Genomic DNA, 25,322 nt, shown 5'->3' with positions numbered 1-25,322 from the left:
CGTTCCCTCAGTGAGCGTGGGCGAGAGTTGCGCCTTCGCGCAGCTTGTAGAGCCTGCTGCAGTAGGGACACTCGACGTGTCCTTCCGGGCCCAGGTTGAGGTACACTTTGGGATGGCCCAACGCGCCGCCACCGCCATCGCAGGCGACGCGGTCAGTATCGACAGTGATGACTTCAAACGGCTCCGTCACGATCCCACTCCTGTTACGCCGGCGAATGATAGCGGCCTCCGCGGCCGCGGTCATGCTCTCCGCCTGCGCCCCGACGGTCGTTCCGGCGGGCGGCACGGTGCAGACGCCTCGGCTGACCGAGGACCGTTATGTCGCGGCGGACGGAACTTCGCTACCGCTGACGGTCTGGCCTGCGGCAAACGGCGCCCCCAGGGCGGTGATCCTGGCCCTGCACGGCTTCGGTGATTACCGCATGGCCTGGGAGGAGCCGGCCGGGACCTGGTCCGGTGCCGGCATCACCACCTACGCCTACGACCAGCGCGGCTTCGGCGGCAGCCCGACCCGCGGCCGCTGGCCGGGTACGGACACGCTGGTGGACGATGCAAAAGCCGTGGCCGCCCTGGTGCGTGACCGCCATCCCGGCGTGCCTTTCTACCTGGCTGGTGAGAGCATGGGCGGGGCGGTGGTCCTGGTGGCAGCCGATCGCGGGACCGAGTCCGACGGACTGGTCCTGTCGGCCGCGGCCGTGCGCTCACGCGACACGTTCGGCCCGCTCGCCAGTGCCGGCCTTTGGTTCTTCGCCCATACCATCCCGTGGATGCCCGCCGGGCCGACCTCGATCGACTACAAGCCGACCGACAATCCCAAGACCATCGACAAGCTGCGCAACGACCCGATGATGCTGCGCCAGCCGCGCCTCGACATGGCCTACGGGCTGGTCGACCTGATGGACGACGCCCGCGCGTCCGCGGCGCGGGTCAAGGAGCCCTATCTCATGATGTACGGGCTGGGCGATCGCATCGTGCCGCAGCAGCCGGTGAAGGCGGCCATCGAAATCATGCCGCCGCGGCCGGACTCGAAGCTCGCCTTCTACAAGGAGGGCTACCACCTGCTGATGCGCGACAAGGCCGGCCCGGCCGTGACGGCCGATGTCGTTGCCTGGATCTCGGATCACGAGGCCCAACTCCCGTCGGGCGCGGACGCCTCCAAATCCCAACCTGAAATTTCCAGCCTCTGGGGATCGAAACGCAGCGGTCAGGCCAGCGTCAGGCCCCGCAGCGAATGATGACCGACGCGGCGCCGCGCACCTCCGACATGTCGCCGCGCGTCGGCATGTTTTCCATCTTCAACGTCGCGTAGGCGCCGCCCGTGCTGTTGCACATCGCGACCGCGCGAGTCTGGCACGCGCCCGGCTCCTTGCAGGTGATCGCGATAGCGGGCTTGCCGTCGGTCCAGGTCACTTGAGTTGCATTGGTTTCCGTCCGCGGATCTTGGCCCGGCGTGCTCTTCGCCATGCTGCAGGCCGCGACCAGACCTGCGATGCCCACCGCGAACATCCACTTCATCGTCGATCGCGTCGTCATCTGCTCTCCCCCTCGCCCCCTGAGAGGAGGCTGTCGACAGTACCTCGCAGCGCTGGACAGGTGCAAGATCGCGCGATCCATGGCCTACTGCGATGCATGAAAATCCACCTCGAACCTTTGGTTTCGTGCGCTCTCGCCGTGCTCCTGCTGATCCCCGCCTCGGCGCACGCCCAACCGTCCAACGAGCAGTTGGCGGCGCGCTGCGCCCAGCTCGGGGCGCTTTACGATCGGTACAACACCCGGCGCGGCGAAGGCTCTGGCGGCCCGGACATGACCCGTCTCGGGGCCGGCATCGATTGCCAGAAGGGCCGATACGAGCAAGGCATCAAGGCGCTGGAGGAGCTCCTGCAGCGCAGCCGCATTCCTTATCCGCCGGCCGGCTGAAGGACTACTTGCCCTTCAGCTTGAACTCGCGCCACAGCACGATGCCGCTGGCATTGTCGAGCGCCATGCCGTCGAGCTGCTTCTTCAGCTCGTAAGCCGTCGGGCGCCAGATGAGGGTGCTTTCCCCGCTCGCACCCTCGAAGCGGCCCGTGCCGCCCGTCAGCCTGAACGTGCCGCGGCAGCCGACGAGCTCGTAGCCGGCGCAGTCCCATTCACCCCAGGCGGTGGCGCCATCGTGGGCCGTGAAGGTGCAGGCGCCGCTCGCGCTGGTCTTGCGGCTCGCCTGGTCGATCTTCGACGACAGCGCGCAGCCGACGCGACCGGCCTGCTGGGGGCCTTCGTCGGTCTCGATGAACATGGGTCCGGCGAGATTTCCCGCCACGACGAGCTGCTTCTCGCCGGCCCGCACGACCGAGCCGTTGGCGAGCACCACCGCGAAAGCGTTGAAGGTCTGCGTCTCGTCCTGCGCGACGGCCGGAGCGGCGGCCAGGAAAACGAGGGCGCCCGCGAGGGCGCGGCTGAACATTGTCATGGGCCGCCTCACTTGAAGTCGATGATGACGGCGTCGGCGCCGAGTGAAACAGCGAGGCCCTGCCGGCGCGTTTTCAGGTCGATAATCACCCCGTTGGCGTTTTCCAGCCACATCTCGCCCTTGCCCTGGTCGCCATAGGCCGCCCCATAGCGCGCCTGGCCGTAGGCGCCGGGAAACTGGCGCAGCGTCTTCAGATTGTAGACGTCGCCATAGGCTTCCATCTTGGAGACGCCGAAGCCGCCGACCCCCAGGCCACCGACCGAGAAGCGGTAGCTCTTCCCTTCATAGTGGAGCGTGCCGCTACCGACGTTGCCGCTGCCGAAGAAGGCAACCTGGACCTGCTCGATGTTGACGGTCCCCGATTTGACCCGCTGCTGGGCGATCGCCGGCGCCGCCAGCATCGTTCCCACCGCTCCCACGGACCCGACCAGGGCCTGCCGGCGCCCCAGCAGGCGTACTCTCTTCCCACTCATGAAACTCTCCCCGATCAACCGTCGTCCCTCATCACTCATTGACGACGGCCGTGGCTTCAATTTCGACCAGCAGGCCGGGCACGGCAAGGGCGCTCACCGCCACCAGCGTCGATGTGACGACCGCGCCCTTGAGCGACTTGCCCAGCGCCGTCGTCACCGCTCCCATGTCGCGGATGTCGGTCACGTAGATCGTCGTCCGCACGAGGTCGCCGAGCTTCGCGCCCGCCGACTTCAGTCCGGCCTCGATCTTGCGCATGGTGATGGTCGTCTGCTGGGCCGCGTCCTTGCCCTGCACCCGCCCCTTGGGATCGAGCGAGGTCGTGCCCGACACGAAGACGAACGGCCCGCTCCTGATGGTCCGGACGTAGAATCCCGCCACCTCGGTGCCGTCCGGAAAGACTTTCTTGGCCATGCCTCGCTCCAGCTTTCGATGCGCTATGGTGGCACTCTAGGCGGCCGTTCGCGCCGGGCAAAGGAGGAAGCCGTGTCACTCGATCGCTATCGTACCGCCATCGTCACCGGTGCGAGCCGCGGCATCGGCGCGGCGATCGTCCGCGAACTGCGGATCGGCGGACTCGACGTCTATGCCGTCGCCCGCTCGGCCGATGACCTCACCGCGCTGGCACAGGAGACGGGCTGCCGGCCGATGGCGCTCGACATCGCCCATCGTGACGTGGTGCTGAGCGCGCTGGGTTCGCTCGACGCCGACGTGCTGGTCAACAACGCCTCGGCACCCGTACGCGGCGGTGTGTCGTGGGAGGCGTCACCCGACGACATCGACGTGCTGATGGACGTGAACCTGCGCGGCACCCTGAATTGCCTCGCCGCCGTCATCCCCGGCATGAAGGCGCGCGGGCTGGGACACATCGTCAACCTCGGCTCGACCTCGGGGACAGGCCCCCTGCCCGGCATGCCGGTCTATGCCATGACCAAGGCGGCCATCCACAATCTCAGCCAGACCCTGCGCCTCGACCTGCACGGATCGGGCGTGCGGGTGAGCGAGATCTCGCCGGGCCGGGTCGAGACCGGCGCCCATCTCGGCCTGATGGAAGATCGCGAGGAGGGACGACGGCGCTTCTACGACGGCTTCGAGACGCTGCAGCCCGCCGACATCGCCGAGGCGGTGATGTTCGTACTGGGCGCCCCGCAGCGCATGGATGTGAGCTTCATGGAGATCGTGCCCACAGATCAATCGTACGGCGGCTCGCAATTCCATCGACGTCGCTGATTGCCCGGCACGTCCCTTGCAGCGCTCTCGTCCATTGATCGATCAGGGAACCATGGATCTCAAGAACCTCGCTGCCATCCTCGACCCGCAGGCGCCGGCCGACCGGCCCTTCATCATCCAGGTTTCGCCCGACGGCGACGAACAGTTGCGTCTGAGTTACGGCCAGGCGCGCGCCCGCATCGCAGCCCTGGCCCGTGGCCTGCTGAAGCGCGGGCTCGGGCGCGGCGAGGCCGTGGCCATCGTCGCGGCCAACAGCGCCGACTATCTCGTGCTCTACATGGCGACCATGGCGGCGGGACTCGTGTCGGTCTGCGTCAATCACAAGCTGCCGCGCGAGACGGTAGCCCACATCATGAAGGACTCTTCGGTCAAGCTGGCGATCGCCGACGCCGAGCGCGCGCCGCTGGTCAGCTCCCTGGTCCCGACGGTCGCCATGGAAGAGCTCGCCAGCCTGCTCGACGCGGGACCGTTCGAGCCGGTCGACATGGCGCCCGAAGAGGTCGCGATGATCCTCTACACGTCGGGTTCGACCGGCCTGCCCAAGGGCGTGCCGCTGACCCATGGCGGCTACATCTGGGCGACCGGCGCCACGCCAGAGCAGCGGCCGAGCATCGAAGGGCAGAAGATCATCATCGCCGCACCGCTGTTCCACATGAACGGCCTGTTCAGCGCCAAGCTGGCGATGATCAACGGCGGGACGATCGTGCTGATGACGAACTTCACGGCCCGCGGCTTCATCCGCGCAATCGACCGCAATCGCGTCGCCATGATCACCTCGGTGCCGACCATGCTGGCGCTGGTGATGCGCGAAACCGAGGAGCTGGCGAAGGCGGACCTGGGCTGCGTCACCACGGCGGTCACGGGCTCGGCGCCGTCGACGGCGGAATTCTTCGAGCAGATGCACCGGATGTTCCCCAATGCCGAGACGGCCAACAGCTGGGGCACGACGGAGTCGGGGCCGATTGGCTTCGGGCCGCACCCCGACGGCATCCCCAAGCCCATGGGAGCGCTGGGCTATCCGCGCACCGGCATCGAGGTGAAGTTCGTCGGCGGAGCCGAGACCGGCCCCACGCAGGGCGTTCTGCACATCCGCACCCCCGCCCTCATGAGCGGCTACCTCAACCGCGAGGCCGACACGAGGAAGCGCCTGATCGACGGCTGGTACGACACCGGCGACGTGATGCGCCGCGACGAAAACGGCTTCGTCTTCTTCGTCGGCCGGGCCGACGACATGTTCCAGTGTGGCGGCGAGAACGTCTATCCCGGCGAGGTCGAGAAGCTGCTGGGCCGGCATCCCGACGTGGCGCAGGCCTGCGTCGTGCCGGTGCCCGACGAGATCAAGTACCAACTCCCGGTCGCCTTCGTCGTCACGAAGCCCGGTGCGTCACCGACCGAGGAAGCCCTGCGCCGCTTCGCTCTCGACAACGGCCCGGCCTACGCCCACCCGCGCGCCGTCTGGTTCGTCGACGAGCTGCCGCTCGCGGGCACCAACAAGATCGACCGCAAGACACTGGTCGACCGCGCCGTCGCGACCTATGCGAGAGACGACGCGAAGCGGGTTTGATTTGTCATCTCACGACCCGTAGCTCAGTCGGGTAGACTGCCCTCCGCCCCGAAGGCAGAGATCGGGAGTTCAAATCTCGCCGGGACCCGCCATACGCGGAGGCGCATGGCTATCGGCCTGCATCGGTTCCAGCAGGAAATCTAATCCAGTCAAGACACCCAGCTTGCTGCCGTCACACTCCCGTGGACATGCTTTGGGTCGTGGCTGGGGTAGCTCTCGCCAAGGCATTCGCAAAGAGGCTAGAGTTTGCTGTCCCGGGAGGGGAGGCTCGTGCCTGCATGGGCATGTCTAACCATTTTGGCGTCCGAAAGCGGCGCCTGAGACGGCGAAGCGCGTTCACGCTGGCGCCTCTGCTTCATCTGCCCACCAAGGTCACCGCTCAGGTTCCTTCGACGCTCCCGCGCGTCGGTGTCATCGCATGGGAAAGGCCCGAGACGGTCATTCGCATGGACGAAGTTTGCCAAGCGATGAAAACCGGGGGCCATCGCGACGGCGTCAACGTGTCCTTCGAGTGGCGATGGGTGTCGGGCAGCCGGGCACGGGCCGCCGCTCCCCTGCTGACCTGCGGACCCTATCTGCAAGAGGCCTACAGACGCCTGGCGCTCTACATCGTGCGAATCCTCGACGGCACCAAGCCCGAGAACCTGGCAACGGCGGATGGGATCATCGAATGAAGCGACGCGGCGTTTTCGGCGGCTTGGGCATCGTACTGCTTGCGCCGACCCTCGCGCGCGCGCAGCGATCAACGTTGCCTCTCGTGGGTGTCCTCAGCCTTTTGCCGGAAGCCGCCGTGAAGGACCAGTTAATCGCTTTCCAGCGGGGGCTTGAGGAAACAGGTCATGTCGGCGGCCGGACCGTGGCCATGGAATATCGCTGGGCCGATGGCAACCCTGACCTGCTTCCCCAACTGGCCGCCGACCTTGCGCGCAGGCGCCCCGCGGTGATCGTCGCAGCCGGAGGCAACATTGCGGCCCTTGCTGTGAAACGGGCGACATCGACAATACCCATTGTCTTCACCGCCGTCCGTGATCCGGTAGCGGACGGACTGGTCGCAAGCCTAAACCGGCCCGGCGGCAACATGACCGGGGTGGCCATCCTGGCAGGAGAACTCGACGCCAAGCGGCTGCAACTTCTTGATGAGATCGCGCCGTCGGAAGGTCCGATTTCGGCCCTGATCAACCGCCAGAATCCAAGCGCCGTGGCCCAGGGGAAAGCGCTGGAAGCAGCGGCACGCACCGTCGGCCGCACGATAAAAGTGCTGTTCGTCGGAACGATGGGCGAGTTGCACGAAACCTTCGCGGCGCTCGGGCAGCAAAGAGATCGACGCCTGGTCGTGGCGTCAGATCCCTGGTTCAGCAGCCACCGCACTGAGATCGTCGAACTTGCAGCTCGGCACCTCGTCCCCTGCATCTTCCAATGGCGTCAGTTCGTCGAGGTCGGTGGCCTCGCGAGCTACGGGCCCGACTTCAGCGAGGCCTATCGTCAGGCAGGCATCCTGACAGGCCGCATCCTGCGCGGTGAGGCGCCGGGAAATCTCCCGGTGTTGCGGCCCACGAAGTTCGAATTCGTGATCAACCGAACGGCGGCGCGGGCGCTCGGGCTCACGGTTCCGCCCGCTGTCCTCGCCCGCGTCGACGAGGTGATCGAATGAAGGGCCGCCAACTTCTTCACGGCGACGCCGGTGCCCGCCTGGCCGCTCGCCTCACGGGCACATGCCCGTAAGGTTTCCCATGTGGGCGTGCTGGTGCTGGGCCAGCTCAGCGATATTTCAAGAATCCGCGGTAAACCCGATCTTCTTCACGATCGGACCCCAGCGGTCGTAGCTCTCCTTGAGGAGCGTGCCGAGTTCCTGCGGGGTCGAGGACTTCACCTCGAGGCCCATCACCGCGAGGCCGTCGATCACGTCCTTCTGGGCGAGCGCGGCGCGCAACGCCTCGTTGGCGCGGTTCACGACCGGAGCCTGCGTGCCGCCCGGCGCGAAGAAGCCGAACCACTCAGAGAAGACCAGGTCCTTGTAGCCCTGCTCGGCAAAGGTCGGGACGTTGGGTGCGAAGCGGCTGCGGGTCGCGCCCGAGACGCCGAGGAGCCGCGCCTTGCCGGCGGCAACCTGCTGGGTGAACTCGCCGACCGGGCCGGACACGGCCTGGATCTGGCCGCCGACCATGTCCTGCACGGCAGGCTGGGTGCCGCGATAGGCGACATGCTTCAGCTCGATGCCGCCCGCCTGGCCCAGCAGCACGCCGATGAAGTGCGGGACCGAACCCGCCGCGGGCGAGCCGTAGTTCGCCTTGTCCGGATTGGCTTTGCACCAGGCGAGGAACTCCGGGATGTTCTTCACGCTGTCGGGCACGGCGGGGCCGACGCAGAAGCCGAAGTCGAAGGTGCAGGCGAGCGTGACCGGCGTCACGTCGGTGAAGGCGTCGTAGCTGAGCTTCTTGTAGATATGCGGGTAGATCATCAGCATCGACGCCGGCGTCTGCAGGATGACGCTGCCGTCGGTGGCCGCGCCCTTCATCGACTGCACGGCGATCTGGCCTCCGGCACCGGCCTTGTTCTCGACGATGGCCGCCTTCGTGTAGGAGGTGCCCTTGATGCCTTCGGCGACGCGGCGACACAGCGTGTCGGACGTGCCGCCCGGCGGGAAGCCGGTGACGATCCGTACGTTCTCGAGCGGCTGGGCGCCCTGCGCGCCGGCACGGCCCGAAAGTCCCAGGGTGGCGAGCGCGGCGGCGGCGCCCGAGGCGCGGACGAAGCCGCGGCGGCTATGGTCGATCATGTTTCTTCCTCCCGGTTTATGCGCGGACTGTCGCTCAAATGGACCGCCCCGCCAAGCCCGACCCAACTATTTGCGCGTGAGGCCGTGGAGCTCCGGCAGCGGGAAATCCTTCCAGTCCGGGACTTCCGAGACGTCCGGGAATTCCTCTCCGAACGGCTTGGTCGCGTCGATGCCGACCGAAGAGGAGTAGCCGCCGTTGGTATAGGGATCGAGCGGCGCGGTGGCGGTGCGGTCGACGATGAAGACGTCCTGGCTCGGCTTGACACGGAACGACTGCGCCCACTCGACCTCCGCCGAATTGCGGATGTCGATGTCGGGATCGACCACGATCACCCACTTCGGGTGGAGGTTGCCCGCCATCGCCGCGAGGATCGCGTGGCGCGCCTCGCCTTCGTAGCGCGGCTTCATGGCGATCACGACGTAAGTCTGCACGCCGCCCGAGCTGTTGATCGAGATGTCGCTGATCGTTGGGAACTGCGCCTGGAGCTGCCGCAGGATCGAGGTCTCGAACGGGATCTGCTTCAGCACGTGGTTCTCGGTGATCGGCTTGCCGGTCAGCAGCCCCTGGAAGATCGCGCCCTTGCGGTGCGTGATGGCGGTGATCCTGGCAACCGGCTTCAGCGAGGCCGGCGTGTAGTAGCCGGTGTACTCGCCGAGCGGGCCTTCCATCTTTTGCGTCCTGGTGTCGACCGTGAACTCGATCACGATCTCGGCGTAAGCTGGAACCTTCATGTCGTTGGTGACGGCCTTGGCCAGCTCGACGGGCGAACCGCGCAGACCGCCCGAAGTGAACCAGTCATTGGTCGAATCGCTCGACTGGACCTGGCCGGAATACATCGTAAGCGGATCGACGCCGATGACGATGGCACCGCGCAATTCCTTCCCCATCTGCGTGGCATGGGCGATATTCTTGCCGAAGCGATGGTTCGGGGCGGAGAACACGCCCAGTTCCTTCGGCCCATGGATCTGGAAACGATAGTTGCCGATGTCGGGAATACCGGTCTCGGGATTCTCCGACACAACGATGCCGGCGGTGATGTAGGGTCCGCCGTCCTTCGGGCTGTAGATCGGCACCGGCAACCTGGTGACGTCGATTGCATCGCCCGTCAGCACGATTTCCTGACAGGGCGGCGCGCCCTTGAAGTCGACGGGCGCGATCGGGTTGTTGATGCCCTTCAGGACCTTCTCGTGGATGGTCTGCTCGGTCGCCTCGAAGGCCATCAGCGCCAGCCGGCGGTTGCCATAGACGCCCGCCACCAGCGGGAAATCAGTCCCGGTCTGCCGAAAGATCAGCGCCGGTCCCTGGATCGCACTGGTCTTGGCGAGGGCCTTGGCGATGTCATATTTGGGAGAGACGGGCCGTGCGATCTCCACGAGCTCACCCGCATTCTTCAAGGCCGTCAGGAAGGCGCGCAGATCTTGATAGGGCATGGTCGATCCTTCCTGGCGGTTCACGAGTACAAGGCGTGATGCGTAGGTTTCTTGCCAATATCCATCGCCACGACATCGAGGCGGCCATCCGGGTCGGCGTGGCAGTGGGCCTGCCGCTTCTGGCGCTCGAAGCGATCGGCCGTCTCGACCTCGCCGTGTATGCCGCGTTCGGCGGGCTGGCGATGCTGTACGGCCACAGCGAGCCCGCGAAGCGTCGCGTCGAAACCCAGCTCGTCGCCGGCACGGGCCTCGTGCTCACGATGGCGGCGGCCATGGCCTGGTCCGCGGCGCACGCCCCCATCACCGTGCTGGGCGTGCTGCTCGCCCTCACGGTGATGGCCGCCGTGACCCTGGGCGCGGCGATGCGCTGGATACCGCGCGGAGAAATGTTCTTCGTGCTGGTGCTGCTGATCGTCGCCGCCATTCCTACCGAATGGGAAAAGCTGCCGCTTGCCATCGCCGTCGGCGCGGGCGGCGCGGCCTTCTCGGTATTGCTGGCCGTGCTCAATCGTATCGGCGCCCCTGCCGATGAACCGAAGCCCGATGGATGGCAACGGCGCCTGGCGGCGGGCTATGCCGAGCTCGACCGCGGCCAGCACCTGGTCGTGCTGGCGGCCGCGACGCTCGGCGTGCTGGCCGCCTGGATGCTGGCGCTTGCCCTGGGCCTTGGACATCCCTTCTGGGCCGCGGTCACCGTCGCCGCGCTGATGCCGGCGCTGGCCGCCAGGGACGTGTGGCGGCGCGCGACCCATCTCATGATGGGCACATTGGGAGGCGTCGGAATCGCGACCGTCCTGTTCTCCTTCAAGCCTGACCATCTCGCGCTGATCGCGATCATCATCGTCTGCCAGGCCGTCGCGGAGATCGCGGTGTCGCGCAATTACGGCGTCGCGCTGCTCTTCTTCTGCCCGCTCGCCATCGGCATGAGCAACCTCAGCCGCGGCGCACCGTGGCCGCCCATCCTGGTCGACCGCGTGGTCGAGGCAGCGCTGGGCGTGGCCGTCGCCTTCGTCACGATCTTCGTGGGACGCAGGATTCTCAAGGTCACTTGAGAGAACGGATCGCACACCGGACCTATTGCTGGTCGGTGACCTGGAAGGGAATGTCGCCCGAGATGGCCTTGGTTCCCTGAATGGTGACCACGGTCCAGTGCAGCATGTAGTCGCCCGGCGGCAGGGTCGGCGCCGCGGCGAAGAGGACCTGCGGCGAGGATTCGAGGCGTGGACGAAGACGCTCGATCACCTTGTCGCCCTGCTTGATGACCAGGGTCGACTTGATGTGATCGACGGGCCGGTCGAAGCGCACGAAGAATGCGCTGCTCCTGGCGCCGATACGGGCATGAGCCGCCGGTGTCGATTCCATCACGCGGACGTCGTCCGACGGCTGCTGGGCCTGTGCCGACGAGCCTGCTGTGGCCATTGCCGTCAGGAGGGCGGCGATGGCGAGGCGTCTCTTCATCATTTGCCGCTCCTGCGCCTGGCGACAGCCGGCTTCCCGGCGCCGGAGGGGCCGGTCCATCGCGGGAAGGTCCTGGTGTCGAGACCGAACAGGTCGAGCACGCGCGCGACCGAATGCGTCACGATCTCGTCGACGGTCTTCGGCCGCGTGTAGAAGGCCGGTGACGGCACCGCGACGATGGCGCCCATCTCGGTGACCGCCAGCATGCTCTTGATGTGGCCGGCGTGCAGCGGCGTCTCGCGGAACATCAGCACGACCCGCCGCCGCTCCTTCAGGCAGACATCGGCGGCCCGCGAGACGAGGCCCGACGTCACGCCGGTCGCGATCTCGCTCAGGGTACGCACCGAGCAGGGCGCCACGATCATGCCCATGGTCTGGAAAGAGCCGCTCGAAATGGAAGCCGCGATGTCACCCGGCGCATAGACATGATCGGCCAGCGCGCGCAGTTCCGAAGCCGACATGTCAGTCTCGAGCGAGCGCGTCTGGTCGCCTGCCTTGGAGATCACGAGATGGCTCTCGATCTCCAGCGCCCGCAGCGCTTCGAGCACGCGGATCCCGTAGACCGTTCCCGACGCGCCGGTGATGCCGACCACCATGCGCCGCACGGGTTCGCTCGCTGCCATTCGAATGCCCTCAGCTGCCGGTCTTGATGTGGCGCGGGTCCGAGTGGTTCAGCGGCGCCGGCTTCGCCTCCCACGAGAACGGCGTGTCGGACAGGGTATAGCGATACCACGGCGGATCGTTGGTGCGGCCGAGCCTGTGCCGCAGGTTGCCGAACGAGCGGTAGAGCACCGGATAGGGCTGGCCGTGATACTGCTTCAGGATGTCGTGCCAGGCGCGCGGCTCGGCCCGGATGAAGGCTTCCATGTCCCTGGTCAGCTCTTCTTCGGTCATGATCTTCAGCCCGGCCGGCGGATCGCCGAGATCGGTGACGGTGCTGCGCACGAACTCGTTGGGGTTCCACTCGGGCCCCAGCGGCACCGTGCAGTCCATGCCGATCTTGGAGGAGATGCCGAGCGTCGTGCTCTTGGGATCGACGGTCATTGTATTGAGCCCGTCGAGCCGCACCGTGTCCCTGTCCGGCATGTAGCGGTAGGCCATGGCGGCCAGGACCGCCTGGTCGTCCCAGATGTCGACGTCGGTGTCGAACACCATGGCGATCTTCGGCAGTCCCTGCTTGGAGCAGGTCAGCATGATGCCCAAGGCCTGCTTGGAATCGCCGGCGCCCAGCGGATGGATCTTGGCGTAGGCGATGTTGGACAGGCCGCCCAGCGGACAGCGTACCTCGCGCACGTCGATGCCGCCCTGCTTCAGCCCGTTGAACAGGTCGGCTTCGATGGCAGGCAACTGCAGCATGTTATCGGTGTACCAGGGATGCAGGCCGCCGATGGTGCAGTGCTGGAAGATGCCGCCCTTGCGGTGGGTCATCGCCTTCACCTTCAGGCGATAATTATGCTTGATGCCGCCGCCGTACATGCCGGTGAACTCGCCGTACGGGCCCTCGTCGTAGACGAGACCCTCAAGCGCCATCAGTTCGCATTCGAGCACGATCTCGGCATTGGCCGGTACCATCACGTCGATGGTCTCGCATTTGATCATCTTGGCCGGCGCGCCGTAGAAGGCGCCCAGTACCTCGAAATCGTCGGTGTCGGCGGTGACGCCGACCAGCGCCGCGATCTTGTCGATGGTGGGACCGCCCAGCACGATCGCGACTTCGAGATTCTGTCCCTTCGCCGCCGCCGCCATCGCGTGGATGCGCTGGCGGTGCGAGGTGCAGGTCATGTCGACCGACTTCTCGTTCTTCGTCCGGAACATCGAGCGGTAGATGCCCCAGTCGTAGACGCCGGTGTCGGGGTGCTTGCTGATGAAGAGATTGTCGTTGGTATAGGCGTGGCCGTCACGATCGTGGTGCAGGAACAGCGGCAGGCGCGTCAGGTCGACATCGTCGCCCTTCAGGATCACCTCCTTGCAGGGCGCCGTGGTCACGGTCTCCCACTTCACGCGGCCCTTGGAGCGCGCGACCATCTCGAGGCCGGTTCGCGTCTTGTCGCAGCCCATGGCCCAGGCGAACATTTCCTGGTTCGAATAGGCATTGGCCAGCACCGAGAACTCGGTGTCCTTGATCTTCTCGATCAGGACGGCCTTGGTCGGATTGGCCTCCATGATCTTCGGCACCTGGTCGACACGGACCTCGTCCTTGACGCGGACGAGGAAGCCCGCCTTGTCCATCGACTCGACGAACTCCGAAAGAGACTGCTGCATTGTCCTACCCGGATGAAAAAGGAGATCAGGAATAGGCCGGCGCGGTCCTGCCGTGCTCGGCGAGGGCCCTGAGGTGATGCAGCATCATGCCCCAGAGGGCATTGCACTTCTCGAAGTTGCCCTTCTGATGCGGCCAGCCTGAATGGGCGAAAGTGAGATGGACTCGCCCGTGCGGCGTCGTGCCGAGATTGAAGGAGACGCTGGTGCCCGCCGCGTCACCTGGCCCCTGGATGCACTTCCAGACGACGCTGTCCGCGCCCTGCGACGCGACCTCCCAGACGAAGGTGGGACCGTCGGCATATTTCAGGGTCCACTGGCTCCCCACGCCGGCGCCGCCGGAGACTTCCGCCATGGTCCAGCCCCGGAGCCCCTCCAGGGTCGTCAGGGCGGCGTGAACCTTGGCGGCATCCGCCCTGATGTTGACGGCGTGACGAAGCGCGTGATCGGACACGGCGGAACCTCCCGAAAAACCTCAACAAATACGTGGATATGACGCCGCTGGACTTGCTACGGCGACCTTAACAGTCGGCATGAAGCGATCAACCTTGGCCGTCGGATCACCCGGCGTGAGTGCGTTGCACCGCGCAGGCCCCTCCGGTATGGTCCGCCGCGCCGGACCCGTAGCTCAGCTGGATAGAGCGCTGCCCTCCGAAGGCAGAGGTCGTGAGTTCGAATCTCGCCGGGTCCGCCATAAAATCCTTTGAAATCGACGATTGCGTCGAGGTGGTTTTCCACTGATCGCGCGAGCACGCGCAGAACGCGCAGGTTCGTTGGGCACATCGTTGACACGCCGGTTGTTATTTCGTTCCAGCGTTGGGGAGACTAATCATGCGCCAAGGCAGGATAGCTATTGGTTTAGCCAGCGCTCCCAGAATCGCTTGGCGCGCACGATGGCGTCCTTTGCAGCTGCGTCGTTGTATTGCAGCCAATGGCCCAAGTATCGGTCGCCCGCGGTGACATTTGGGTCGAGGAAAGAATGATGTGTGGCTGGATACACAACCAGCTCCACCATTGAGCGATCACTTGGTGCGCGCGATGTCCCAATGACACTCTCTCCGGCAACCATAGCGCGGCAATCGTCGGCCGGCGTCCAGTTGTCTAGTTCGCCGACCAATACGAGAGTAGGCCCAACCATAATACCCGAGCTGCCTGAGCAGGGAGGATAGAATGCGAGCGCAGCCCTGAACCTCCCAAGGTACGATTTTTCGACCCCATTTCGCTCAAAAGCAGCAAGCGTTGCTCCGGCGCCGAGCGAGATTCCCATTAAGCCGATCTGGTCACCGCGCACGAACGGCTGGCCCGCAAGGAAACTCAGCGCGCGATAACCGTCATGAATTTGGTCGCTCGCACCACTACTGCACGACGATTTTCTTCCTCTCGGTGTAAGACTATCGGGTGCGACTGCCACATAACCCCAGCGTGCGAGCCGGTCTGCCCAATCCACAATGACGCTGTTGATGCCACCGCAGCCATGTAACACGACGATAGCTGGAAAGGGCCCGGCACCGGATGGTCGGGCAAGGTAGGCAGGTATCGACTTCTCTGCGTCGCTACCGCCTGAAATCTCTACAAGCGAACCGGCGTGACCCGAACTTGCTGCCACCCCGAGGACAACGGCGGCACACAGCAGAGATTTCGGCCAATGCATGCGACGATCCTCGCCTCTGTTCACCCATAATAGGAGCTCAATGAAGGGTGCGTCCAACGCGCGTGCCAATGCCGGATGTAACTCACTTTCTCCACGCTCGACGGATTCGCGGGAATCAGCTTAGTGATGATCATCATGGCCCGAACCAGTCCACCAGCACGCTCATGTGCGCGGTGCACTTCTCGTCCTTGGCGGCGATGTCGAGCACGACCTCGCCGTTATAGGCGACACCCTTCGCCGGATCGGGCTGCAGGAGCTCATCGCACTTTCGCACCAATTCCGAGCCCGGGCGGGCTAGGAGCGACGGGGGAATGTCCCGTCGCCGATAGCCTTCGAGGGACTTCTCCCTCGGGATTTGTCAGATGCGCTCGATGATGATCGCGGGCGCCATGCCGCCGGCGGCGCACATCGTGACGAGACCGAACTGCTTGTCCTGCCTCTCGAGCTCGTCGAGGACGGTGCCGATCAGGATGGCGCCGGTCGCGCCGATCGGGTGGCCGAGCGCGATCGAGCCGCCGTTGACGTTGACCTTGTCGCGATCGAGATCGAGATCGCGCACGAACTTCTCGGAGACGACGGCGAAGGCCTCGTTGATCTCCCAGAGGTCGATGTCGCTGGTCTTTAGACCGGCCTTCTCCAGGACCTTCCGGGCCGCCGGCACCGGCGCGTTGAGCATCAGCTCGGGGCTGTCGCCCATATTCGCCATGGCAACGACGCGGGCGCGCGGCTTGAGGCCATGGGCCTTGGCGTAGTCGGGCGACGCGAGCAGCACGGCGGCCGAGCCGTCGACGACGCCGGAGGAATTGCCGGCATGATGGACATGCTCGATCTTCAGGTCGGGATAGGCCTGCAGGATCAGCGAGCGATAGGTCGTGCCCTTGTCGTCGAGCGGGACGTCGGCCATCGCCGTGAAGGCGGCCTTGAGGTTCGCCAGTCCCTCGCGAGTCGTCTGCGGACGCGGATATTCCTCTCGATCCAGGGCGAGCGTGCCGTCTTCCTTGTAGACGGGGATCAGGGACTTGTTGAAGCGGCCCTCGGCGATGGCGATCGCCGCGCGCTGCTGGCTGATGTAGCCCGCCTCGTCCAGCGCTTGGCGCGGGATCTTCTCCAGCGTGGCGATGGCGTCGGCGCAGATGCCCTGGTGCGTCTGGGGATGATGCAGGCGCAGGCGCAGATTGCCGTTGTCCATCACGGGCGGCCCGCTGCCGCGGCTGCGGTCCATCGACATCATCTCGGTCCCGCCGGCGACCACCAGGTCTTCCATGCCCGACTTGATGCAGGCGGCGGCGAGGCTCACGGCGCTGATGCCCGAACCGCAGAAACGGTCGATCGTGATACCGCTCGCCTTGACGTCATAGCCGGCGTCGAGGGCGGACATGCGGCCGAGATCGCCGCTCTGCTTGGAGACCTGGGCGGCCGTGCCCCAGATCACGTCGCCGACTTCCTTGGTGTCGATCTTGTTGCGTTCGGCGATCGCCTTGAGGACGGTCGCGCCGAGCTGCTGCGGATGAACCTCCCACAGCGCGCCCTTGCCCGCCTTGCCGACGCCGCGCGGTGTGCGGCAGGCATCGATGATCCATGCTTCGGTCATTGCTTGATCCTTTCCGGGGCTCGGTTCAGCGGGGCGCCATGCGGATGGCGCCGTCGATGCGGACGTCCTCGCCATTGAAGTAGCCGCAGGTGATCATCGTATGGGCGACCTGCGCATATTCCTCGGGACGTCCCAGACGCTTGGGGAACGGCACCGAAGCGGCCAGCGCCGCCTTGACGTTGTCCGGCGCACGCGCGAGCAGCGGCGTGTCGAAGATGCCGGGCAGGATCGTATTGCAGCGAATTCCGTCATTGGAGAGGTCGCGCGCCACGACCAGCGTGATGCCGACGACGCCGGCCTTCGAGGCCGTATAGGCGACCTGGCCGATCTGGCCGTCCTCGGCCGCGACCGATGCGGTGTTGAGGATCACGCCGCGATCCCCGTCGGGCTGCGGTGCAAGCGTCAGCATGCCCGCCGCCGACTTGGTGATGCAGCGGAATGTGCCGATGAGATTGACGTTGATGATGCGCTCGAAGTTCTCCAGCGGATATTCCTTGGGAGCGCCGGTCGTCCGGTCGAGCGATGCGGTCTTCTGGGCGCCGCCGCCGACGCCGGCGCAGTTCACCAGAATGCGCTCCTGCCCGTTGGCCGCCCGCGCCTTCGCGAACCCGGCATCGACCTCTTCGGTCGACGTCACGTTGACCTTGCAGAAGACGCCGCCGATTTCCCGGGCGAGCGCCTCACCCTGCTCCGCGTTGAGGTCGAAGATCGCGACCTTCACGCCGTGCGAGGCCAGCATGCGCGAGGTGGCGGCGCCGAGACCGGACGCGCCGCCCGTAACGACCGCGGCCACTGTCTTGTCGAGTTGCATGAGCGAAGATTCCCCCCGGGACATGATGTTGTGAGTGGTTGGCCGGGATTTGTTAAAACATCGCGACCGCAGTTGGCCAGAGGTGTGTATCTGCTGTTCGAAACACAGAACCGCGATTCGAAAGCGAAGCCGGCCGACCGGCCGGCACCTGTTGGCCAGATACGAGGGGCGCGCGACAATCGCGATACGGGCCAGGCAGTTCCCTATGAATGTTCTGCAAGGCGCACCCTCCCCTGCACTGTCGCTGCCTGCGGCGATTTTGGGCTGGAATTTACATCACTTTCGATGCAATTTTATTGTTCGGAGCTTCCGGCGCGTGTCGCCAGATGAAGGGAGGCCCCGATGGAGCGCGTGCGCAGCCATTGGGAAGATGTTGGATGAAGAAGATTGGAACGACGTTCAGCCGGCACAGGCGGTGGTCACTCGGGTTGACCGCGCGAACAGTGCCGAAGACGACAACGGTCATGCCAGACGTCAGCGGCAGCGTGCCGGGCAGTGGCGACAATCCGGACCTCGGGCAGTTCTCCCTCCTCACTTACTGATTTCTCGCTGCAACAGCGGACCCGCCGGCCATGCCCTTGCACTGGACAATCGACTCGAAGATCAAGCTTTTCGCTGCCACGGCCGACGGCCATGTCACCTTGGACGATGTGAACCGAATGCTCGACGCCATGGCCGGCGCGAATGCCCACGGCTATCGCAAGTTGTTCGATGGGAGCCTGGGCGACACCCAGATGGGCCCTGCCGATCTCCTAAGCCTGGGCGTGCGCATGCGATCGATCCACGCCACCGGCACCATGGGCCCGCTCGCCATCGTGGTGCCGGACGACAAGTACTACCTCGTCGCGCGCGTGCTCGGCATGCTGGCGGCGGCCAGGCGACCCATGCGCGTATTCAAGGATCCGGCGAGGGCCCGGCAATGGCTGGACTCGCCTTCGATTCGCGCGAAAGTTCCGGAACTTCTCGCCAGCGAAGCATCGCAGGATGGCCCCTGAGCCAACCGAAATCCGGCCAGGCACATCACGAACTGGAGGACGAATCGGCCGAACGGACGGGTGTGTTTACGTCGGCGATTGGGTCCGGCACTCTTCCCGAAGGAAACAACAGTCAGGGAAGCCTCGCTTGGGCCCGGTATTTCTCCACGACTTCTTCTACGAATTCGTCACCCTGCTCGTTATCCTCGATCCGTTCGCCACCGTGCCTCTCTTCCTCATGGTCACGGCCGGCCTCGACCGGCGGCGGTCACTGCTGGTCGCGGCCTATGCGCTGGGCGTCGCCTTCCTGATCCTTCTGTTCTTCATCGTGCTGGGGCGCCCGCTCCTGTCGGCGCTCCACATCCCCATGCCCTCGTTCCAGCTCGCGGGATCGATCATCCTGCTGCTGTTCGGGCTCAAGATGGCGCTCGGCAAGGTGGCGGAGGAAGCGATGGACGTCCCGGCCGACGCAACGCCGCTCCAGCGCGCGGTCTTCCCGCTGGCCATTCCCGGCATCGCCGGCGCCGGCGCGATCCTCACCGTGGTGCTGCTGACGGACAACAACGTGCGCTCGATCGGCGAACAGGTGACGACGACGGCGATCCTGGCACTCTGTCTCTGCCTGCTTTTCGTCGCCTACGCCCTCGCCGGAACCCTGTTTCGCCTGCTCGGAAAGTCGGGCATCGAGATCGTGAGCCGCGTGTTCGGCCTCATCCTGTCCAGCATCGCCGTCACCGGACTGATCGTCGCGATCAAGCTGAGCTTCGGCCTGACCTGAGGGTCAGAGTCTCAGCACCCAAGCCTCGACTTTGCCTTTCCCCTTGACCTCGATCTCGCCACGCGCCTCGAAGACGAACTGGTCCTTGAGCTTCTCGTAGACAGGGCGCGTGACCTGCACCGAATCGGGAATGCCACCCGATTCCATGCGGCTCGCCAGGTTCACCGTGTCGCCCCACAGGTCGTAGATGTACTTGCTCTTGCCGATGACGCCGGCCACGACCGGACCGCTGTTGATACCGACGCGCAGCTTCATCGACACCCCGTGCTCCATCGCGTGTTCGCGCGTGATGTGCACCATGCGGATGGCCATGCGCACCATGCGCTCAGCATGGTTGGGTACCGGGACCGGCAGGCCGCACACCGCCATGTAGGCATCGCCCACCGTCTTGATCTTCTCGATCCCCAGCTCGCCGGCGGCGACGTCGAAACGCGTGAACAGGCCGTTCAGCAGGGTGACGACGTCGGCCGGAGGCATCTCCGACGACAGGGCCGTGAATCCCACGAGATCGGCAAAGGCAACCGTGACCTCCGCGAAACCGTCGGCGATCCCCTGCTCGCCGCCACGCAGGCGATTGGCTATCGGTGCCGGCAGCACGTTGAGCAGGAGTTCCTCGTTCTCGCGGTTCTTCGCCTCGATGACGACGTTCTTCTGGTTGATGTCGTCGATCATCCCGTTGAAGGCGAGGCAGAGCTGGCCGATCTCGTCGCGTGTCCGCACCGGCACGTGTGCCTCGTGGTCGCCGGCCGCGAAACGGCGCACGCCGGCGGTGAGTTCGCGCAACGGGCCGAGCAGCGAGCGCGAGAGCCAGGCCCCCGTCACGACCACCACGAGGAAGGCGATCGCCCCCACGATCAACAGGTCCCGCTCGAGGCGGTACACCGGCTCGAATGCTTCCGAGCTGTCGATCTTGGCGACCAGCCCCCACTTCACCCCGGAAATCCGGACCGGTCCCCACGACGCCAGGGTCGCAATGCCGCGATGGTCCATGACCTGGCCAGTCCCCTCGACGCCGCCGATCGCTGCGCGGGCCGCAGCGGTGTCGGCATGCTGGTGAAGGATGGGCGATCCGTAACGCTTGATGGCCGCGATGTCCTCCTCCGACGCGCCGCCTGCCTTGAGCTCCGCAAAATAGGCAGCAGGATTCTCGAAGAAATTCCGGCCGCTCGACCGAACGAGGAAATCCGGACCGACCAAAGCAGCCTCGCCGGTGACACCGAAGCCCTCGTTGCGCCAGCGGCGGCCACCGGTGATGATCGCGTCGATCTCTTCTATCGACAGTTCCGCGATCAGCACGCCTGTCACGACCCCCTGGTCGATCACCGGCGCCGCCATGAAGGCCTCGGGAATGCCGTCCGACGGCAGGTACGGCGAAAAGTCCTCGAGGCACGTGGCCGACGGGTCGGGCGCCGTTGCACAGCGCGCCGCCGCCGCGGCAAGTCTGGACTGCCGATAGGGGCCGGCGCGCAGCGACGTGGCGAAATCAGGATCCTTGTCGACCGAGTAGATCAGACGGCCGGTGCGCGGGTCGACGATCATGAAATCGTCGAACCCCACGGTGGCGGCCGCGGTCCGCATCAACGGGTGATAGATCGCGTGGATCCTGCTGTAGGTGCTGCCATCCCCCGGGTTGTCGAGCAGATCGCGCCGCCCCTCGGGATGGGGATTCCTGACGATGTACAGGTCCTGCAGGAAGTAAGGCGCGGCCGTCATCGGCATGAACTCTTCCGCACTCACGTCCTTGCCGAGCAGCTTGCGCACCATCGGCATGTACTGGGTGTCGTACCAAGCATGGACGGACTGCTTCACGTCCGCAGGCACTTCCTTGCCGTCCAACTCGTCGACGGCCTCGCGGAAGCCGCGCGTTGCGTCGACCACCATCTTCGAGGCCGCGAGCAGGCGCACCTCGTTGCGCACGGTGCGGAAGTAGGATTCGACCTGATGGGCCTTGGTCTCGCGCGCCGCGGTGAGCTGGGCGAAGATCGCGCGTTCCAGCGCCTCGCGGGCGCGGATGTATCCCAGGACGCCGGTGATCATCACCGCCACGGCGCCCAGCAGCAGCAGGATCGCGAACAGCTTGGCCGCCAGGCCCCAGCGTATGGGGCGTGACTGGGCGACGACCTCCGGCACCGGGAGCGCCCTACCCCTTCTTGGCGCCGTACGTGCCGCCGGAGTTGATCGCACGGATCTCGGCCGCGGACTTGGCCTTGCGCATCTTCTCGAGCTTCTCGGCCTCGTCGGCCAGCATCGCCTGGGCGTTCTTCAGCACCGCGCGGGCATGCTGGGCGGGGAACTTCACCGCGCCGTTCTCGTCCATGTGGATCAGCTCGCCCGGCGCCACGTCCATGCCGCCGACCGACACGGGCGCATTGACCGACTGCACCGCCATCTCGCCATGACCGGCCGTGACGCCGCCCAACAGCATCTGGAACTTCATGCGGCGGATCGCGTCGACGTCGCGCGACGGGCCGTTCGACAGCAGGCCGACGCAGCCGACGGCCTGCATCGAGGTGGTCATCATCTCGCCGGCGAGGCCTGCCTTGTTCATCAGCTCGGGCGGCCACTTCTGCTGGATGACCAGGATGGTCGGCTTCTTCATGGCGTCGAGCGCGTCGACCACGTCCATGAACGTCAGCCGGCCGGCGAAGTTCGGATCGGGCAGGCCGTACACGCAGGTCACGGCATAGCCGATGATGGCGCCCATCTCCGGGTACATGCAGCGAATCGACGTATCGGTGTACCAGTTCTCGGTCCACGGATTGTAAAGGCCGAGGCAGAGGGGATTTTTCGGGTAGGTCGCGACCACGTTGGTGATGGTCGGCGTGTCGATCTTGCGCAGCTCGGCGAACAGCTGGTCTTCGGAAAGCTCGGTCATGTCGGTCGTTTCCCCCTGGGTACGGCCTCGTTCTTCGCGCGAAAGGAGCCGGCCGGCAAGGCCCCTCCCCGCCCCGCTTTCCTGCGGGTTCACGGCACGAAAATCAGGAAGACGAAGGTCGCGAACAGGACCAGGTGGACGAAGCCCGGCAGGATGTTGGTCCGTCCGCCGCCGAAGGTCACGAGGCTGACCCCGAAGGTGAGAGCCAGCAGCACGACGTCGTGCCTGTCGATGCCCAGTTCGAGCGGCTGGCCGAGCGCCATGGCCAGCATGCTGACGGCCGGGATCGTCAGGCCGATCGTGGCCAGCGAGGATCCGAGCGCCAGATTCAGGCTCTTCTGCAGTTCGTTGCGCCGCGCCGCCCGCAGCGCCGCCATGGTTTCGGGCAACAGCACCAGCAGCGCGACCAGCAGGCCGACCGCATCGAGCGGAGCGCCGATGGCCGTCACGACGGCCTCGACGGAACCGGCAAAGCCTTTCGCCAAAAGCACCACGGCGACCAGCGCCACCAGGAGCTGGCCCGCACTCTCCCAGAACTCCCCCGCCGTGGGGCCGGCGCCGGAATCGCCATGGTCCTCGCCGGAATCGGAGAGGAAGTAGTCGCGATGGCGGATCGTCTGGACGTAGAGGAAGACGCCGTAGAGCACGAGGGTGACGAAGCTCACGAACACTAGCTGGATCGGCGAGTAGAGCGGACCCGGCGCGCTGGTGGTGTAGGTGGGCAGGATCAGGGTGAGCGTGGCCAGCGGCATCAGCACGACGAGATAGGCGTTGGCACCGGGCAGGCGGAATCCCTGCTCGCCATAGCGCAGGCCGCCCACGATCAGGCAGAGGCCGACCATGCCGTTGCAGACGACCATGATCACCGAGAACACGGTCTCGCGCGCGAGGCCTGCATTGCCGTCGCCCGCCAGCATGATGGACAGGATCAGCGCGACCTCGATCACCGTCACGGCCACCGTCAGGACGAGCGTGCCGTAGGGTTCGCCCAGCCGGTGCGCGATGACGTCGGCGTGATGGACCGAGGAGAAGACCGTTGCCATCAGCACGGCCAGCTCGACGACGGGCAGCGCAGTTGCCATCGCCGGCGGCAGCGATCCGCGGGCAATAAAAAAAGAGATGATCAGGGCTACGATGAGGCCGGCCGCGGGCACCAGCCGCCAGTGGAGGTGCTTGCGCGCGCCCGCCATCGCTCAGCGTGCCTGTCGCCGCTTCCACCACTCCGCGAGTTCGCCGACCACGCCCTTGCGGAAGGCGAGCACGATGACCACGAAGATGGCGCCCTGGATCACCAGCACGAACTCGCCGGTCGCGGCGAGGTAGTTCTGCATCGTGATGATGATGAAGGCGCCGACCACCGGACCGACGATCGTGCCCAGGCCGCCGACCAGCGCCATCAGCACGACCTCGCCCGACATCGCCGCGCTCACGTCGGTCAGGGTAGCGAACTGAAGCACCATGGCCTTGGTCGAGCCGGCGAGGCCGGCCAGCGCCGCCGACAGAACGAAGGCCAGCAACTTGTAGCGGTCGGCCTCGTAGCCCAGCGACTGGGCGCGCTGTTCGTTGTCGCGGATGGCCTTCAGCACCTGGCCGAACGGCGAATGGATGATCCGGTAGATGGCGCAGTAGCCGAACACGAAGATGGCCAGCACGACGTAGTAGAGGACGCGGTCGTCCTTGGTCGGGATCAGCCCGCCCAGCAACGCCTTGCGCGGGATGCCCTGCAGCCCGTCCTCGCCGTGCGTGAACGGTGCCTGGACGCAGAAGAAGTAGATCATCTGCGCGAAGGCCAGCGTGATCATCGCGAAGTAGATGCCCTGGCGGCGGATCGCCAGTGCACCCGTCACCAGACCGACCAGGGCGGCGCCACCGACACCGGCCAACAGGCCGAGTTCGGGCGGCATGTCCCAGGCCTTCACGACATGGCCGAAGAAGTAACCCGCCGTTCCGAAGAACATGGCGTGGCCGAAGCTCATCAGCCCGACATACCCCAGCAGCAGGTTGAAGGCGCAGGCAAACAGCGCGAAGCAAAGCGCCGTCATCAGGAACACGGGATAGGCGAACCAGGGCGCGGCCAGCGCCAGGACGGCCAGGACGGCAATGAGGAGGCGTTGCGCGTTCATTTGGTCTGCCCGAACAGGCCGGCCGGCTTGATCAGCAGGACGAGCGCCATGACGACGAAGATCACCGTGTTGGAGGCCGGCGGATAGAACACCTTGGTCAGGCCCTCGACCAGGCCGAGGCCGAAGCCGGTCACGATAGAGCCCATGATCGAGCCCATCCCGCCGATCACAACGACCGCGAATACGACCAGCACGAGGTTGACGCCCATCAGGGCCGAAACCTGCTGGATCGGTGCCGCAAGCACCCCGGCGAGGGCGGCGAGCGCCACGCCCAGCCCGTAGGTCAGCGTGATCAGCCGCGGCACGTTGATTCCGAAGGCGCGAACCAGGGTCGGGTTCTCGGTGGCCGCGCGCAGGTAGGCGCCGAGCTTGGTGCGCTCGATGCCGTACCAGGTGGCGAGGCAGATCACGAGCGCCGCCACCACGACGAAGCCGCGATAGGTCGGCAGGAACATGAAGCCGAGGTTGGTGCCGCCCGGAATGGGATTGGGATAGGGCGCACCGGAGGATCCCCACTTCCACTGGAACAGCCCCTCGATCACCAGCGCGAGGCCGAAGGTCAGCAGGAAGCCGTACAGATGGTCGAGATGGTAGATGCGCTTCAGCAGCAGCTTCTCGATCACGATGCCGAACAGGCCGACGATGATCGGCGCGATGACGAGCGAGGCCCAGAACGGCACGTCGAGCAGGCCAAGCAGCAGCCAGGCCGCGAAGGCGCCCATCATGTACTGCGCGCCGTGCGTGAAATTGATGACGTTCAGCATGCCGAAGATGACGGCAAGGCCGAGGCTCAACATGGCGTAGAAGGCGCCGTTGATCAGGCCGAGCAGAAGCTGGCCGAACAGCGCCTGGGGAGCAATGCCTAGAAGTTCGAACATGGC

General features: G+C 65.7%; 29 protein-coding genes and 1 tRNA gene. 10 read left to right on the top strand and 20 right to left on the bottom strand.

The window, feature by feature from the left end:
* Positions 1–7: 7 nt before the first annotated feature.
* Positions 8–190, bottom strand: coding sequence for a zinc-finger domain-containing protein (locus Q0Q48_RS16675; RefSeq protein ID WP_295139844.1), 183 nt, complete (start codon positions 188–190; stop codon positions 8–10).
* A 25-nt stretch (positions 191–215) separates the two neighbouring features.
* Here Q0Q48_RS16675 and Q0Q48_RS16670 point away from each other — a divergent pair, with 25 nt between their 5' ends.
* Entirely contained in the window at positions 216–1,235 is a 1,020-nt protein-coding gene (locus Q0Q48_RS16670) for an alpha/beta hydrolase (RefSeq protein ID WP_295139842.1), read from the top strand.
* Here the strand turns inward: Q0Q48_RS16670 and Q0Q48_RS16665 are convergent.
* Complete coding sequence (locus tag Q0Q48_RS16665; RefSeq protein WP_295139841.1) at positions 1,216–1,533, bottom strand: hypothetical protein; 318 nt, start codon at positions 1,531–1,533, stop codon at positions 1,216–1,218. The two genes, Q0Q48_RS16670 and Q0Q48_RS16665, sit on opposite strands and share 20 nt — an antisense overlap.
* A 96-nt stretch (positions 1,534–1,629) precedes the next feature.
* On the opposite strand from Q0Q48_RS16665, the gene Q0Q48_RS16660 reads away from it, so the two are divergent.
* Positions 1,630–1,917: a hypothetical protein gene (locus Q0Q48_RS16660; protein ID WP_295139839.1), complete on the top strand. Its 288-nt coding sequence runs from the start codon at positions 1,630–1,632 to the stop codon at positions 1,915–1,917.
* A gap of 4 nt (positions 1,918–1,921) precedes the next feature.
* Here the strand turns inward: Q0Q48_RS16660 and Q0Q48_RS16655 are convergent, their stop codons facing one another.
* From Q0Q48_RS16655 to Q0Q48_RS16645, 3 genes are read right to left on the bottom strand one after another with little or no spacing between them, the layout of a single operon-like run.
* Positions 1,922–2,449: a hypothetical protein gene (locus tag Q0Q48_RS16655; protein WP_295139837.1), complete on the bottom strand. Its 528-nt coding sequence runs from the start codon at positions 2,447–2,449 to the stop codon at positions 1,922–1,924.
* Between the two features lie 8 nt (positions 2,450–2,457).
* Positions 2,458–2,922, bottom strand: coding sequence for a hypothetical protein (locus Q0Q48_RS16650; RefSeq protein WP_295139836.1), 465 nt, complete (start codon positions 2,920–2,922; stop codon positions 2,458–2,460).
* Between the two features lie 31 nt (positions 2,923–2,953).
* Complete coding sequence (locus Q0Q48_RS16645) at positions 2,954–3,334, bottom strand: Rid family hydrolase (protein ID WP_295139834.1); 381 nt, start codon at positions 3,332–3,334, stop codon at positions 2,954–2,956.
* A gap of 72 nt (positions 3,335–3,406) precedes the next feature.
* On the opposite strand from Q0Q48_RS16645, the gene Q0Q48_RS16640 reads away from it, so the two are divergent.
* The 4 genes from Q0Q48_RS16640 to Q0Q48_RS16625 all read left to right on the top strand — a co-directional run bounded on the left by Q0Q48_RS16640 (position 3,407) and on the right by Q0Q48_RS16625 (position 7,365).
* Positions 3,407–4,150, top strand: a complete 744-nt coding sequence (locus tag Q0Q48_RS16640) for an SDR family oxidoreductase (RefSeq protein WP_295139832.1) — start codon at positions 3,407–3,409, stop codon at positions 4,148–4,150.
* Between the two features lie 52 nt (positions 4,151–4,202).
* Positions 4,203–5,714 (top strand): class I adenylate-forming enzyme family protein, encoded by a 1,512-nt coding sequence (locus Q0Q48_RS16635; RefSeq protein WP_295139830.1) that lies wholly within the window; start codon positions 4,203–4,205, stop codon positions 5,712–5,714.
* Between the two features lie 278 nt (positions 5,715–5,992).
* Entirely contained in the window at positions 5,993–6,388 is a 396-nt protein-coding gene (locus Q0Q48_RS16630) for a hypothetical protein (protein WP_295139829.1), read from the top strand.
* Positions 6,385–7,365: an ABC transporter substrate-binding protein gene (locus Q0Q48_RS16625; protein ID WP_295139828.1), complete on the top strand. Its 981-nt coding sequence runs from the start codon at positions 6,385–6,387 to the stop codon at positions 7,363–7,365. The genes Q0Q48_RS16630 and Q0Q48_RS16625 overlap by 4 nt, the downstream gene beginning before the upstream one ends.
* A 117-nt stretch (positions 7,366–7,482) precedes the next feature.
* On the opposite strand, the gene Q0Q48_RS16620 is transcribed toward Q0Q48_RS16625, so the two are convergent.
* Both Q0Q48_RS16620 and Q0Q48_RS16615 read right to left on the bottom strand, forming a co-directional pair.
* On the bottom strand, positions 7,483–8,490 hold the full coding sequence (locus Q0Q48_RS16620; RefSeq protein WP_295139826.1) for a Bug family tripartite tricarboxylate transporter substrate binding protein: 1,008 nt from the start codon (positions 8,488–8,490) through the stop codon (positions 7,483–7,485).
* Positions 8,491–8,556: 66 nt separating this feature from the next.
* A complete protein-coding gene (locus Q0Q48_RS16615; protein WP_295139824.1) occupies positions 8,557–9,921 on the bottom strand; it encodes a UbiD family decarboxylase in 1,365 nt (454 codons plus the stop codon).
* 38 nt (positions 9,922–9,959) lie between these two features.
* Here Q0Q48_RS16615 and Q0Q48_RS16610 point away from each other — a divergent pair, with 38 nt between their 5' ends.
* Positions 9,960–10,973, top strand: coding sequence for an FUSC family protein (locus Q0Q48_RS16610; protein WP_295139823.1), 1,014 nt, complete (start codon positions 9,960–9,962; stop codon positions 10,971–10,973).
* Between the two features lie 22 nt (positions 10,974–10,995).
* On the opposite strand, the gene Q0Q48_RS16605 is transcribed toward Q0Q48_RS16610, so the two are convergent.
* From Q0Q48_RS16605 to Q0Q48_RS16590, 4 genes are read right to left on the bottom strand one after another with little or no spacing between them, the layout of a single operon-like run.
* Positions 10,996–11,382: a copper resistance protein CopC gene (locus Q0Q48_RS16605; protein ID WP_295139820.1), complete on the bottom strand. Its 387-nt coding sequence runs from the start codon at positions 11,380–11,382 to the stop codon at positions 10,996–10,998.
* Entirely contained in the window at positions 11,379–12,002 is a 624-nt protein-coding gene (locus Q0Q48_RS16600; protein ID WP_295139818.1) for a UbiX family flavin prenyltransferase, read from the bottom strand. The genes Q0Q48_RS16605 and Q0Q48_RS16600 overlap by 4 nt, the downstream gene beginning before the upstream one ends.
* A gap of 10 nt (positions 12,003–12,012) precedes the next feature.
* Positions 12,013–13,641 carry a UbiD family decarboxylase gene (locus tag Q0Q48_RS16595; RefSeq protein ID WP_295139816.1) on the bottom strand — a complete coding sequence of 543 codons (1,629 nt, stop codon included), beginning with the start codon at positions 13,639–13,641 and terminating at the stop codon, positions 12,013–12,015.
* 25 nt (positions 13,642–13,666) lie between these two features.
* Positions 13,667–14,092, bottom strand: coding sequence for an SRPBCC domain-containing protein (locus tag Q0Q48_RS16590; RefSeq protein WP_295139814.1), 426 nt, complete (start codon positions 14,090–14,092; stop codon positions 13,667–13,669).
* Positions 14,093–14,255: 163 nt separating this feature from the next.
* On the opposite strand from Q0Q48_RS16590, the gene Q0Q48_RS16585 reads away from it, so the two are divergent.
* Positions 14,256–14,332, top strand: a tRNA-Arg gene (locus Q0Q48_RS16585).
* Between the two features lie 156 nt (positions 14,333–14,488).
* Here the strand turns inward: Q0Q48_RS16585 and Q0Q48_RS16580 are convergent.
* The 4 genes from Q0Q48_RS16580 to Q0Q48_RS16565 all read right to left on the bottom strand — a co-directional run bounded on the left by Q0Q48_RS16580 (position 14,489) and on the right by Q0Q48_RS16565 (position 17,691).
* Positions 14,489–15,289, bottom strand: a complete 801-nt coding sequence (locus Q0Q48_RS16580; RefSeq protein WP_295139812.1) for a dienelactone hydrolase family protein — start codon at positions 15,287–15,289, stop codon at positions 14,489–14,491.
* Positions 15,290–15,422: 133 nt separating this feature from the next.
* Positions 15,423–15,563 carry a hypothetical protein gene (locus tag Q0Q48_RS16575; protein ID WP_295139811.1) on the bottom strand — a complete coding sequence of 47 codons (141 nt, stop codon included), beginning with the start codon at positions 15,561–15,563 and terminating at the stop codon, positions 15,423–15,425.
* Between the two features lie 84 nt (positions 15,564–15,647).
* Complete coding sequence (locus Q0Q48_RS16570) at positions 15,648–16,880, bottom strand: acetyl-CoA C-acetyltransferase (protein WP_295139809.1); 1,233 nt, start codon at positions 16,878–16,880, stop codon at positions 15,648–15,650.
* A gap of 25 nt (positions 16,881–16,905) precedes the next feature.
* Positions 16,906–17,691: an SDR family NAD(P)-dependent oxidoreductase gene (locus Q0Q48_RS16565; protein ID WP_295139808.1), complete on the bottom strand. Its 786-nt coding sequence runs from the start codon at positions 17,689–17,691 to the stop codon at positions 16,906–16,908.
* A gap of 659 nt (positions 17,692–18,350) precedes the next feature.
* Here Q0Q48_RS16565 and Q0Q48_RS16560 point away from each other — a divergent pair.
* Together Q0Q48_RS16560 and Q0Q48_RS16555 are read left to right on the top strand one after the other, a co-directional pair.
* Positions 18,351–18,686, top strand: a complete 336-nt coding sequence (locus tag Q0Q48_RS16560) for a hypothetical protein (RefSeq protein ID WP_295139806.1) — start codon at positions 18,351–18,353, stop codon at positions 18,684–18,686.
* A 127-nt stretch (positions 18,687–18,813) separates the two neighbouring features.
* Positions 18,814–19,443: a MarC family protein gene (locus Q0Q48_RS16555; RefSeq protein WP_295139804.1), complete on the top strand. Its 630-nt coding sequence runs from the start codon at positions 18,814–18,816 to the stop codon at positions 19,441–19,443.
* A gap of 3 nt (positions 19,444–19,446) precedes the next feature.
* Here Q0Q48_RS16555 and Q0Q48_RS16550 read toward each other — a convergent pair whose 3' ends face one another.
* From Q0Q48_RS16550 to Q0Q48_RS16530, 5 genes are all read right to left on the bottom strand, one after another.
* Complete coding sequence (locus tag Q0Q48_RS16550; protein ID WP_295139896.1) at positions 19,447–21,531, bottom strand: adenylate/guanylate cyclase domain-containing protein; 2,085 nt, start codon at positions 21,529–21,531, stop codon at positions 19,447–19,449.
* A 52-nt stretch (positions 21,532–21,583) separates the two neighbouring features.
* Positions 21,584–22,318, bottom strand: a complete 735-nt coding sequence (locus tag Q0Q48_RS16545) for an RraA family protein (RefSeq protein ID WP_295139802.1) — start codon at positions 22,316–22,318, stop codon at positions 21,584–21,586.
* Between the two features lie 89 nt (positions 22,319–22,407).
* Positions 22,408–23,400, bottom strand: a complete 993-nt coding sequence (locus Q0Q48_RS16540; protein WP_295139894.1) for an ionic transporter y4hA — start codon at positions 23,398–23,400, stop codon at positions 22,408–22,410.
* Positions 23,401–23,511: 111 nt separating this feature from the next.
* Complete coding sequence (locus Q0Q48_RS16535; protein WP_295139801.1) at positions 23,512–24,441, bottom strand: branched-chain amino acid ABC transporter permease; 930 nt, start codon at positions 24,439–24,441, stop codon at positions 23,512–23,514.
* Positions 24,438–25,319 carry a branched-chain amino acid ABC transporter permease gene (locus Q0Q48_RS16530; RefSeq protein ID WP_295139800.1) on the bottom strand — a complete coding sequence of 294 codons (882 nt, stop codon included), beginning with the start codon at positions 25,317–25,319 and terminating at the stop codon, positions 24,438–24,440. The genes Q0Q48_RS16535 and Q0Q48_RS16530 overlap by 4 nt, the downstream gene beginning before the upstream one ends.
* Between the last annotated feature and the right edge of the window lie 3 nt (positions 25,320–25,322).

The sequence above is a fragment of the uncultured Reyranella sp. genome (assembly GCF_945957355.1).
Lineage (GTDB): Bacteria > Pseudomonadota > Alphaproteobacteria > Reyranellales > Reyranellaceae > Reyranella.
This window is presented reverse-complemented; position numbering and strand designations above follow the sequence as displayed.